The sequence below is a fragment of the Campylobacter aviculae genome, from assembly GCF_005406215.1.
Taxonomy (GTDB): Bacteria; Campylobacterota; Campylobacteria; order Campylobacterales; family Campylobacteraceae; genus Campylobacter_D; species Campylobacter_D aviculae.
Map to the genome: position 1 here is coordinate 37455 of NZ_NXMA01000013.1, position 10758 is coordinate 48212.

Here is a 10758-nt window from a genome sequence, read left to right on the forward strand (position 1 = left end):
TTTTAATATTTGATTTCATTGGATTTTAAAAAATCTCGCAATTTATCATATTCTCCATTTTCCAAATAACGATATTTTCCGGCTTTTAAAACACCTAGATCTAAAGCCCCAAAAGCCACACGCTTAAGATCCATCACCTCTAAATCAAAATGTCCAAAAAATCGCCTAAGTTCTCTATTTTTACCTTCATTGATCACTACTCTTAATTTAGTATAACCTCCACTTGATCCAAAAATTTCAAAATCCAAAAAAGGAGAAAAAGTCATAGAGGTAATTTTAGTTTTTGCATGAGCACCTTTTTTTTCATTTTTTATCTCTAAGCCATTTTGCATAGCCTCTATAATTTGTTTATTTACCACACCTTTAACTTTAAGATAATATTCACGCTCTAAATCACTATGCATTAAAGCATCGGCTATAACGGGAGAATCCGTTAGTAAAAGCAAACCTTCGCTTGCAAAATCAAGTCTTCCTACGCTAAGCCAAGTATTAAATTGTCTTGGCAAAGTATCGTAAATCGTCTTTCTTCCACGATCGTCTTTTTTGCTGACTATTTCACCTTTTTGTTTATGATAAATGATGACACTAAATTGCGTTCTTTTTTGTAGTCTTTTTCCTTTTAAAAAAACCTTATCATCGAATTTAACCTCATCGCTTAAAAGGGCTATTTTATTATTGATTTTTACTAAGCCCTGTTTAATCAGCTCATCAGCTTCACGACGAGAATAACGACTATTGTGCGATATAAATTTATTGATTCTCATTGTTTGATCGTAACAATTTTACATCACAAAAATAGTAGGAACTATAGTTGGGTATTTTTTGATTTTTCTAAAAATATGCTTTCTAAGCACTTGACGAATTTGATTTTCTAAAAATCTTGGATCATTTAAAATTTCGTCTTTTACATTGGCAAAAAATTGACTCAAAACATCTGCCATTTCTTTAGAAAAAGCGTGATCGTGTTTATCAGCTACGAGTCCGTAACTAAAAACCCTAGGTTTATTGATAAGGGTTTTCGTTGCTTTATCAAGTTGAGCGATGATCACAACTATACCATTATCTGCTAAATTTTGACGATCGATAACAACATCATCGGCAATTTGTTTATTGATCTGATTATCTACAAAAACTTTACCGGTTTTAACCGTTTTTACACGTTTAATATATTTTTGACAAATTTCAACCTGATCTCCATCACTCATAAGATAGATATTTCTTTCTGGAATTCCGCATTTCATAGCCGTTTCTTTGTGTTTTAAAATGTGATTGTATTCTCCATGCACTGGCAAGAAAAATTTAGGTTTTGTAAGCGTTAGCATTAATTTTTGCTCTTCTATACTCGCATGACCACTTACGTGAATTTCACTAAATTCTTGATACGCAACTTTAGCTCCTGCTTTTAAAAGATAATCAAGCACAGCAGAAACATTGGCTTCATTACCTGGAATCGCCTTAGCAGAAATGATGATCTGATCTGTAGGTTTGATTTTGATGAATTTATGCTCATCTGTTGCCATTCTATAAAGCGCACTCATAGTCTCGCCTTGACTGCCTGTAGTTACGATCAAAACTTCATTATCCTTATATTTACTCACCTCATCTGCATCGATAAAAATCTTACGATCGAGTTTAATATAACCTAGCTCCATAGTCGTATAAAGATTTCTTTCCATAGAACGACCTATCACACAAACCTTTCTACCATATTTTAAACCATACGTGATAGCCTGATAAATACGATGAATATTGGAACTAAAAGTACTCATAATCACCCTACCTTTAGTTTTAGAAAAAATTTGATCAAAAGTTGGACCCACAGAACTTTCACTTTTAGTATAGCCTTCTTTATAGGAATTGGTGCTATCGCTTAAAAGACACAGAACTCCTTCTTCACCATAATAAGCTAAGCGATTTAAATCACTTGGATAACCATCGATTGGGGTTTGGTCGATTTTAAAATCTCCTGTATGGATAATCGTTCCTGCTTTAGTTTTAATCGCCAAAGCTGAAGCATCGATGATAGAATGCGTGATATGGATCCATTCTATATCAAATTCGCCTATTTCATATACTCTACGTTTTTCTACTGGACGAAACCACTTACGTTCAGCCTTTAAACCATGTTCTTCAAATTTATTTGAAATCATTCCAAGTGCTAAAGGTGTGGCATAGATAGGAAATTGAAATTCTTTAAAAAAGTAAGGCACAGCACCGATATGATCTTCATGAGCGTGTGTTATGATAATACCGCGAATTTTATCTTTAATCTTTCTAACATAATCAAAATCGGGGATAATAATATCCACTCCATGCATCGTTCCATCTGGAAAACTCATACCAAGATCTATAATGACAGCATCGTTGTTGGTTTCAAAAACAGTGATATTTCCTCCGATTTCTCCAAGGCCTCCAAGCGGAGTGATGCGAATTTTATGATCGCTTGAATTGTTATACTTTAAAGGATGTAAGCGATTTTCATGTGAAACACGATTAGCTTCTATACATTCTGCAAGAGCGATTTGCCAATCTTCGTTTCCTATAAGCTTAGCTGGGAGATTACGATTTTTCTTTTTTCTTTTTTCTTTTGACTCATCTGTATTTTCAGGATTCTTAGGATTAGCATTTTGCTTAATATTTTCATTTGAAGAATTCTCGATATTTCCATCTATTGTAGCATCGGGAGTCTTTTTTTTGCGATTTTTAAACTTGTAGTATCTATTTTTTTTTGATTTAGAATTTGCCAAATTTTCATTATTTTCATTGTTGTTTTCGTTCATATTCTTCCTTTACTTTTTCGTAAATTTTAAGGTAAGAATCAACGCAAATTTCGTGTGGTCTCGAGTTTAATTTAAGGTTTAACTCTTGAAAAATCTCCTCTAGTTTTGCCTTATGGTTTTTTAAATTTCCCATAAGCTGTTTTCTTGGAGATTTGAAACATTCTTTTAAAAATCTCTTAAAAGTGTCGAGATGGCAAAAATCTTTGTATTCCCTAAATTTAATCATTTTCATCACTGCCGACATCACCTTTGGTGGCGGAGAAAAATATTCAGGATTCACATCAAAAAGTATTTCACAATCACAAATTGTAGCACTTAAAATCCCTAAAGCTGAAAAATCTTTTTCTCCATACTTAGCACAGAATTTCAATGCCATTTCTTTTTGCACCATTACTATCAAACCCAAGCAATTCTCATCTTCTAAAACTTTTAAAATCAAATGGCTTGCTATATAGTAAGGTAAATTAGCAACTAAAAAATACTTTTTTTCATCTAGGCATGCAATCTCACTTGCATCCTTATGAATCAAATTAAGCCTTCCGCACTCTAGTTCTTTTTGAAATTTATTTTGCAAAAGCGGTATAAGATCAGAATCAATCTCATAAGCCTTTACATTAGAAATTTTCAAAAGCTCTTGCGTTAAATCACCTAAGCCAGGCCCAATTTCTACTATATTTTCTATACCATTGGGTATGGCTTGGATGATTTTGTCCAGTATGCTTTTATCGTTTAAAAAATTTTGTCCGTAATGTTTTTTCGCTCTTACCATGATTGATATTTTTATTTTAGCTAAAAATTCTTAATTTTAAGTCTTATTTAGATAAAATCTATAAAAATATTTTGTTTAGGATAAATTCATGATAGTTTGTGCCGGTGGTAATGAAAATTTTTCTTTTGCTAAAAGTATAGGAGTTGGTCTTATAGAATCTAGTATAAATTTAACAGAACTTTGCATGAGAGAAATACCTGAAAAATTGATCTTTATAGGGAGTTGTGGAATTTATGATAAAGGAGAAATTTTTGGTATTTATGAAAGCTCTCATGTTTTCAATATAGAATACTCTCAAATTAGTGAAAACTTTTACACTCCGGCTCTCAATGAAATTAATTTTGAAACAAATATTGAAAATGTTTCACAAGAAACATTTTATAAAATCAATTCTTCAAATTATATTTGTCAAAATTCTTTAGCGGCTAAAAAATTAGCCGATTTTGGACTTAACTTTGAAAATATGGAAGCCTTTGCTGTTTTTAGCGTGGCAAAAAAATTCAATATTCAAGCGAAATGTATTTTATGCGCAACCAATTTCTGCAATGAAAACGCACATGAAGATTTTTTAAAAAATCACAAAAAAGCGAAAGAAAAATTAGAAAACTACTTAAAAGAAAATAATTATATTTAAACAAGGAAAGCTACTTGCAAGATCCTATCAATATTTTAGATTTTCTTCCAGAAGAATTAGAAGAAAAAATTCAGCCAATGTTTCGCGTGAAACAAATTTATCAATGGATTTATCAAAAATACGCCGATAGCTTTCTAGAAATGAGTTCTTTGCCTAAAAATTTAAGAGAAGAATTAAGCAAGGAATATTATTTTGATGCATTAAAATGCGTTTTTAAAGAAAAAAGTAAAGATGGAAGTATAAAATATCTTTTTGAATTAAAAGATGGCTTACGCATAGAAAGTGTTTTATTGCCTATGAAAAAAGAAAAGCTTGATGAGGAAGGTAAAAGAATAGCTCATGCAAAATTTACAATCTGTGTTTCATCTCAAGTAGGTTGCAAAAGCGGATGTAGTTTTTGCTTGACTGCAAAAGGCGGACTTAAAAGAAATCTTAGTGCAGGTGAAATAGTCGCCCAAATTCTTTATATCAAAAAAGACAATCAAATTCCTTATGAAAGAAGAATCAATATAGTTTATATGGGTATGGGAGAACCACTTGATAATCTTAAAAATGTCGCTAAAGCAGTTAAAATACTTTCTTGTAATGATGGTTTAGCTATCAGCCCTCGTAGGCAAACCATCAGCACAAGCGGTTTAGCCAAACAAATAAAAGAACTAGGCAAAATGAATTTAGGAGTACTTCTTGCTATATCACTCCATGCGGTAAATGATGAACTTCGCACAGAATTAATGCCGATCAATAAAGCTTACAATATCGCCGCTATTATGGAAGCCGTGAAAGAATTCCCTATAGATCAAAGAAAAAGAGTGATGTTTGAATATCTTTTAATCGATGGTATTAATGACAAAATCGAACACGCTAAAGAATTAGTCAGGCTTTTAAATGGTATCAAGGCAAAGGTAAATTTGATACTTTTTAATCCTCACGAAGGAAGTTTATATCAGCGTCCTAAACTAGAAAATGCCATCAAATTTCAAGATTTGCTCAGTCAAAAAGGTGTCACTTGTACTATAAGAGAAAGCAAGGGGCTTGATATTTCAGCAGCTTGTGGGCAATTAAAAGAAAGGATAAAAACTCCATGACCAGTTTGGATATTTTTGAAATTATTTTTGTATCTATAGTTGTAATTATAGGCTTTTGTGGAATGGCTTGGGTGATTTTTAAAGATAAAGAAAATAGATAAAATTTAAAAGGATTTTTAGAAAAAATAGAATGATTACATTTCTTAAGTACTACAATCGATCTTTTTAGTATAAATTGCAAAATAATCTAACTCAATATGATTAAGCTTAATCATTTATTTTTAACTATTTTTAGCCAAAGCTGATTTGATCTTGGAAATTCTATTTTTTGAAGTTGTTTTAGAGTTTTTTTAAGTTCTTTATCGCTTAAATCCAAAAATTCTTTATGAAAAAAACCTTCCTCAAAAACGTTGAATTTTTGCTCTGATATTTTTTGTACTTTTATAGCCCTATCTTTTTTAAAGCTTTGAAAAATCAAAATATCTAACGGGTCAAGTTCTTTTAAATTTTTTAAACAAATTGAGATAAAATCTTTATTTTGTATCATTTACACCACTTTTGCTATTTCTTCTGTAAAATCAGCCTTAATGAGAGTTTTAGAGATATAAAAAACTATAATATCATCTCCATTAAAAATATACGCTAAACGATAAGCTTGTTTAGCTAATTTCAATTTATACTCATAAATCGTTTTATCTTTGTATTTATAGCCTTTAACTTGTTTTATTTTATGTGGTACCTGTTGAATGAAAATATTTGTATTTTCACAAATGATCTCATAAATTGATTTTTTATCTATTTTTAAATGTGTGAAAAATTTTTCTAAATACGGATTGTTTTCCAAAATAATATTTTTTTCCATAGCTTATTTTTAACATAAATCACTTAAAAATCAGCAAATTTATACAAATACTTTAAAATAAAGAGTAAATTTATAAAATAATATTTAAAAAATTTTAAATATTTTAAGCCAAAAATGATTAGAGTTTTAACAAAAATTTATAAAACGATACAAAGTAGATCTTTGACGGAATGGTGTCAAGGGGGAGACTTGAACTCCCGACCTCCGGCTTATGAGACCAGCGCTCTAACCAGCTGAGCTACCCTGACAAAAGTTTTTTAAGTCAAAATTATAACTTTTTTTTCTAAAATTTTTCTTTATTACAAAAATTTTAGCTATAATAACGCTTTTAGACAGGTGTCCGAGTGGTTGAAGGAGCACGCCTGGAACGCGTGTAAAGTGCAAGCTTTCGAGGGTTCGAATCCCTTCCTGTCTGCCATATTAAAATAAATTTAAACAATATAATGGAATTTTCATGCTTAGATCTAGATTATTTATGAATTTAAAAGGAATTTCAAATGCTTTAATTCCAAGAATTTTTTTCCAAAAAAACTTAGAAAAAATTTTTAATGAAATTTTAAAATATAAAGATCTTGAGTTAGAATATATAGCCAATAGAGTTAGCTACTACAATAGAATAAAAACCCATTTTGCACCACAGGGGGGAGGTAATAGGGGAGTTACCTTTTAAAAACACATCCTATGCATACGATGCTTATGAAATAAGCAAATACTTCAAAGATAATTTTTTATGGAATACAGAATTTTCCGATGTTAATTACATTTTTTCAAATCCTACAATTTGTAAATCAAGACCCATAAAAGAAAGTTACAACAATATCTTACTCAAACTTGATAAAAATAGACATTTTGTATTCATCAAAGATCCTTTCAAATTTAAAGAAAAAAAAGATATAGCCATCTATAGGGGTGCCATAATCAAGAACATAGAAAAAAATTCTTTAAGAGCTATTTTAAAGAAAATTTTTGCGATATAGGAGATACTGGCAAACATAATAGTCCTTACAAGAAAAATTTCTTAAGCAAAAAAGAACAAACTAAATATAAATTCATCATCTCTTTAGAAGGCAACGATGTTGCAAGCAATTTAAAATGGGCGATGAGTTCCAATTCCTTAGTATTATCTCCTAAAATGACTTGTGAAACTTGGTTTATGGAGGGAAAATTAAAAGCTAATGAACATTTTGCTTTGATTGATAATGAAAATTTATCAGAACTTATAGATTATTTTATACAACATCCAAAACAGGCCCTTGAAATCATTAATAACGCTCATCGTTTTATCGAACAATTTTTAAATAAAAAAAGAGAATTTCACATTGGCATTTTGGTATTAGCTAAATATTTTTACTATTCTAAACAATTAGAATTAAATCAAAAAGAAATTCTAGAAATAATACAATAAAATCACAAAAATTTAATTTTTACTTAAAATTTTCAGGCAAAAAAAAGTAATATTTTAATAAAATTCGAATTCATTACAAAAAAGGGGCATTAGCTCAGCTGGGAGAGCACAACGCTGGCAGCGTTGGGGTCAGCGGTTCGAACCCGCTATGCTCCACCATGGTTCCGTAGCTCAGTTGGTAGAGCACTACCTTGACATGGTAGTGGTCGTTGGTTCAAGTCCAATCGGAGCCACCATTTTGTAATTTTAACTTTGCAATAGCTTTTTCCGATATAAAATAAATTCTCATAAAAACGATATAGTAAATTAGTTTGTGGTATAATTTAATTATAGATTTTTCAACAACCCTAAATGCGTTAGCAAGAAAAGGATTTTTATGTTAAAAGAATTACTTGAAATTAAAAAAGAAATGGAACCAGTTATCCATGAAGCCAATGTTAAGCTTAACGTCTTAGCTAGAGAAGTTATCGTTAGAAAAAAAGAATATGAAATTTACGGCCCTATGATCGATCGCGTGTATCTTGATAACGCAATTTATGTCAAAGTGATGTCTAGCGGACGTGACTCAAAAAGCGATAACGTTCAAATAAAAAATGGTTTTTATATGGTTTTTGTCGCTCCTGAAAAAGAAAGCACCAAAGATATCAAAAATAAACTCAAAGTTGCTTATGAAGGGCTTGATAATAAATTCATTTCTTCTTTAGTTCGATCTTGCCAACGCTTTAAAGAAATCATCAATAAAACTCAAGCGACTTTAGCGAAAGCGTCTCAAATGAATGTTTTGATTAAAACCAATTTAGGCGAAGCAAGTGCGGCACTTAAATTTAACATCATCATAGAATACACAAAAGACAATCAAAAGCTTTCACGTGATAATTCCAAATCGGCAGGAAGTTTTAGAGATACAAAAACCTATATCAATCTCGTGGTAGAAAAAAGCACAGAATCAAGAATTTGTGAAAAATTACTTGATGATGTTGAAAAATATTTTATCGGCGGCGGTTGATCACTCACCAATAAATTTTACCCCCATTTTTTCACGCACCCTATCCATCAAATTCATCATTTTTAAGATTTCTTCGTGATTCATCGCATCGCATTCTATCTTATTTTGTTCCAAAGCCTCAAAACAAGCTTGAAATTCATACTCAAAACCATTGATTTGACTTGGCACGACACATTCTTTTATCAGCTTTCTTTCTTTATCATAAACCTTTATAAGACTAGGATTATTGATATTATCAACACAAATATAACCTTTTGTTCCGTTGATAACGCCTTTTCTATCACTGATCATTGCTACGCTTGAATTTAAAAAGCCAAAAACACCTTGTTCAAATTCCAAAATGATTCCATTGCTTTCATCTACACCGCTAGGCATTTTTTTACAAGTTGCAAGAATATTTTTTATCTCACTTTTTAAAAAACTAAGTGCAAAATTAAGCGTATAAACTCCTACATCAAGCAAAGCACCACCCCCAAGCTCTAAACTTGTTATGCGGTTTTTATGCTTGACGTTGTAAGCTAAATTTGCTTCTATGCTGACTATTTCACCGATTAAATCTTTGGCTAAAAAATCTTTGATGATATTTATATAAGGCATATAACGCGTCCAAATACCCTCGGCTAAAAGCAAATTTTTAATCCTTGCTAATTCCACAAGCTCTTTGGCTTGTTTGAAGTTTAAAGTAAAAGATTTTTCACAAAGGACATTTTTGTTATTTTCAAGACACATTTTTATGTGCTCATAATGTAAAGAATGCGGAGTATTGATATAAACAAGATCGATATTTTGATCTTGAAGTAATCCTTCATAATTTTCATAAAATTTTTCAAAGCCGTGCATCAAAGCAAAGTCTTTTGCACGACTTAAAGATCCCACCGCATAAGGGTGAAATCCAGCTTGTTTTAACATAGGTGCGACCTTATTTGCTATAGATCCAGCACCTAAAAAAGCGACATTTTTTCGCTTAGAATTTGTATGCATATCCTAGATACACGCCATAATTTATTTGTTTAGGATCGTAAAAATTCGATCCGATTTGATTTGTGTAAAAATTTCGAGAATTATAGTGTATTTGCTCTGCTTTGAAACCAAATTCTATTTCATTATGTGGAGTAAGTTCATACATAGCGCCGATCTTAGCCCCATAAACAAAGCCATCAAAATCTTGAGATAAAGATAATAATGAGGTTTTAAGATCGATATTGGTTCTTGCATAACCTAAATACGCTCCTAAAACAGCCCTTGTATTTGTGAAAAGTTTTGGAGTAAAATCATAACCCAATAAAAACTTATGCGTTGTAAAATCGCCCTCTATTTGAATTCTAGGCGTTTTAATCAAATCATTAAATTCATCAGAATAATTATAAGCGGCATAAATTCTATGCATTTCATTGAAACGATAACCTGCTCTTAAGCCAAAAACAGGGAGATTGCCTGATACATCTGCGTTAAAATTCAAACCTGTTTTATTGTGTTTTAGATCCCCTTTTACTTGAGTATGCATCCAAGCCGCATCCGTTCCTATAAAAAAGCCAGAGTTTTCATCTGCCAAAGCCAAATTTGTAGATAAACACGCGCCAACAACTACGCTCAATAATTTTTTATTCATATTTTTTCCTTAAAATATTTTTGACTAATCTAAACAAAACTTTTAGATTATCTAATTATATAATTTTAAGATTTAATATCATAGTTTATTCAAAAAAATTCTAGTTTTTTTAAAGAAAATGAGAATATTTTACTCACTTAGGTACCACCATATCACTGCGACATTCTATGATGGTATGGACATTTCCGCGTGGATTGAAATCCCCTACAACTTTGATCCATTTTGGCTTGAGTTTGTCTTTTAGAGTGTTATAAATTTCATTGATACTTGCTTCATGTGAAACATTTCTATGCATAAAAGTATTGATATAAAGTTTTATAGCCTTAAGTTCGACGACAAATTGATCCGGTATATACTCAAGGTATATCGTTGCAAAGTCAGGATAACCACTCCTAGGACAACAACACATAAATTCAGGTAAAGTGATCTTTATGATATAGTCATTCTTAGCATCATTGGGCCAAATTTCCATATTATCAACATCAAATTCTTTGATTTCTTTTTCACCATAACGCATTGATTTTTCCTTTGTAATAATTTAAAATTCAAATTATACCAAATTTCATTTCTTAAAATTCATATTCTTAGCACCAACTGAAACTGCATTTCCTGCTCCGTTACCTTCAGCCGCACCGGCACCGGCAAGTATGGTTGAACTTTCATTCACA

At 31.0% G+C, this 10758-nt stretch carries 14 protein-coding genes and 4 tRNA genes; 9 read left to right on the plus strand and 9 right to left on the minus strand.

Going from position 1 to position 10758, the window contains the following annotated elements:
* Window positions 1-2: 2 nt before the first annotated feature.
* From CQA76_RS07320 to rsmA, 3 genes are read right to left on the minus strand one after another with little or no spacing between them, the layout of a single operon-like run.
* Window positions 3-764: a pseudouridine synthase gene (locus tag CQA76_RS07320; RefSeq protein WP_137622756.1), complete on the minus strand. Its 762-nt coding sequence runs from the start codon at window positions 762-764 to the stop codon at window positions 3-5.
* 18 nt (window positions 765-782) lie between these two features.
* Complete coding sequence (locus CQA76_RS07325) at window positions 783-2780, minus strand: ribonuclease J (RefSeq protein ID WP_137622757.1); 1998 nt, start codon at window positions 2778-2780, stop codon at window positions 783-785.
* Entirely contained in the window at window positions 2761-3549 is a 789-nt protein-coding gene (gene rsmA / locus CQA76_RS07330) for a 16S rRNA (adenine(1518)-N(6)/adenine(1519)-N(6))-dimethyltransferase RsmA (RefSeq protein WP_137622758.1), read from the minus strand. Before rsmA ends, CQA76_RS07325 begins: the two co-directional genes overlap by 20 nt.
* Window positions 3550-3637: 88 nt before the next feature.
* Between rsmA and CQA76_RS07335 the strand changes: the two genes are divergently transcribed.
* Entirely contained in the window at window positions 3638-4183 is a 546-nt protein-coding gene (locus CQA76_RS07335) for a phosphorylase family protein (protein WP_137622759.1), read from the plus strand.
* A 14-nt stretch (window positions 4184-4197) separates the two neighbouring features.
* Window positions 4198-5268 carry a 23S rRNA (adenine(2503)-C(2))-methyltransferase RlmN gene (gene rlmN / locus CQA76_RS07340; RefSeq protein WP_137622760.1) on the plus strand — a complete coding sequence of 357 codons (1071 nt, stop codon included), beginning with the start codon at window positions 4198-4200 and terminating at the stop codon, window positions 5266-5268.
* 211 nt (window positions 5269-5479) lie between these two features.
* Here the strand turns inward: rlmN and CQA76_RS07345 are convergent, their stop codons facing one another.
* From CQA76_RS07345 to CQA76_RS07355, 3 genes are all read right to left on the minus strand, one after another.
* Window positions 5480-5755 (minus strand): hypothetical protein, encoded by a 276-nt coding sequence (locus tag CQA76_RS07345; RefSeq protein WP_137622761.1) that lies wholly within the window; start codon window positions 5753-5755, stop codon window positions 5480-5482.
* Window positions 5756-6070 (minus strand): hypothetical protein, encoded by a 315-nt coding sequence (locus CQA76_RS07350; RefSeq protein WP_137622762.1) that lies wholly within the window; start codon window positions 6068-6070, stop codon window positions 5756-5758.
* A 171-nt stretch (window positions 6071-6241) separates the two neighbouring features.
* A tRNA-Met gene (locus CQA76_RS07355) sits at window positions 6242-6318 on the minus strand.
* A gap of 82 nt (window positions 6319-6400) precedes the next feature.
* Here CQA76_RS07355 and CQA76_RS07360 point away from each other — a divergent pair.
* The 7 genes from CQA76_RS07360 to CQA76_RS07385 all read left to right on the plus strand — a co-directional run bounded on the left by CQA76_RS07360 (window position 6401) and on the right by CQA76_RS07385 (window position 8481).
* Window positions 6401-6488, plus strand: a tRNA-Ser gene (locus CQA76_RS07360).
* Window positions 6489-6524: 36 nt separating this feature from the next.
* Complete coding sequence (locus CQA76_RS09250) at window positions 6525-6740, plus strand: hypothetical protein (protein ID WP_137622763.1); 216 nt, start codon at window positions 6525-6527, stop codon at window positions 6738-6740.
* Window positions 6700-7047, plus strand: a complete 348-nt coding sequence (locus CQA76_RS09255) for a hypothetical protein (protein ID WP_232364918.1) — start codon at window positions 6700-6702, stop codon at window positions 7045-7047. Before CQA76_RS09250 ends, CQA76_RS09255 begins: the two co-directional genes overlap by 41 nt.
* Window positions 7044-7475, plus strand: coding sequence for a glycosyl transferase family 90 (locus CQA76_RS09260; protein ID WP_269747349.1), 432 nt, complete (start codon window positions 7044-7046; stop codon window positions 7473-7475). Before CQA76_RS09255 ends, CQA76_RS09260 begins: the two co-directional genes overlap by 4 nt.
* A gap of 83 nt (window positions 7476-7558) precedes the next feature.
* Window positions 7559-7634, plus strand: a tRNA-Ala gene (locus CQA76_RS07375).
* 1 nt (window position 7635) lies between these two features.
* A tRNA-Val gene (locus CQA76_RS07380) sits at window positions 7636-7711 on the plus strand.
* A gap of 140 nt (window positions 7712-7851) precedes the next feature.
* Window positions 7852-8481, plus strand: coding sequence for a hypothetical protein (locus CQA76_RS07385; RefSeq protein WP_137622764.1), 630 nt, complete (start codon window positions 7852-7854; stop codon window positions 8479-8481).
* Here CQA76_RS07385 and CQA76_RS07390 read toward each other — a convergent pair whose 3' ends face one another.
* The 3 genes from CQA76_RS07390 to queF form a co-directional block, all read right to left on the minus strand.
* Window positions 8482-9462 (minus strand): Gfo/Idh/MocA family protein, encoded by a 981-nt coding sequence (locus CQA76_RS07390; RefSeq protein WP_137622765.1) that lies wholly within the window; start codon window positions 9460-9462, stop codon window positions 8482-8484. It lies immediately after the preceding gene.
* Window positions 9446-10090 (minus strand): outer membrane beta-barrel protein, encoded by a 645-nt coding sequence (locus CQA76_RS07395; protein ID WP_137622766.1) that lies wholly within the window; start codon window positions 10088-10090, stop codon window positions 9446-9448. The genes CQA76_RS07390 and CQA76_RS07395 overlap by 17 nt, the downstream gene beginning before the upstream one ends.
* Window positions 10091-10223: 133 nt before the next feature.
* A complete protein-coding gene (queF, locus tag CQA76_RS07400; RefSeq protein ID WP_137622767.1) occupies window positions 10224-10607 on the minus strand; it encodes a preQ(1) synthase in 384 nt (127 codons plus the stop codon).
* Window positions 10608-10758: the final 151 nt, after the last annotated feature.

Coding starts and splice junctions, on each gene's coding strand:
- CQA76_RS07320 (WP_137622756.1), bottom strand. CDS start 764: ATGAGAATCAATAAATTTATATCGCACAATAGTCGTTATTCTCGTCGT.
- CQA76_RS07325 (WP_137622757.1), bottom strand. CDS start 2,780: ATGAACGAAAACAACAATGAAAATAATGAAAATTTGGCAAATTCTAAA.
- rsmA (WP_137622758.1), bottom strand. CDS start 3,549: ATGGTAAGAGCGAAAAAACATTACGGACAAAATTTTTTAAACGATAAA.
- CQA76_RS07335 (WP_137622759.1), top strand. CDS start 3,638: ATGATAGTTTGTGCCGGTGGTAATGAAAATTTTTCTTTTGCTAAAAGT.
- CQA76_RS07345 (WP_137622761.1), bottom strand. CDS start 5,755: ATGATACAAAATAAAGATTTTATCTCAATTTGTTTAAAAAATTTAAAA.
- CQA76_RS07350 (WP_137622762.1), bottom strand. CDS start 6,070: ATGGAAAAAAATATTATTTTGGAAAACAATCCGTATTTAGAAAAATTT.
- CQA76_RS09250 (WP_137622763.1), top strand. CDS start 6,525: ATGCTTAGATCTAGATTATTTATGAATTTAAAAGGAATTTCAAATGCT.
- CQA76_RS07385 (WP_137622764.1), top strand. CDS start 7,852: ATGTTAAAAGAATTACTTGAAATTAAAAAAGAAATGGAACCAGTTATC.
- CQA76_RS07390 (WP_137622765.1), bottom strand. CDS start 9,462: ATGCATACAAATTCTAAGCGAAAAAATGTCGCTTTTTTAGGTGCTGGA.
- CQA76_RS07395 (WP_137622766.1), bottom strand. CDS start 10,090: ATGAATAAAAAATTATTGAGCGTAGTTGTTGGCGCGTGTTTATCTACA.
- queF (WP_137622767.1), bottom strand. CDS start 10,607: ATGCGTTATGGTGAAAAAGAAATCAAAGAATTTGATGTTGATAATATG.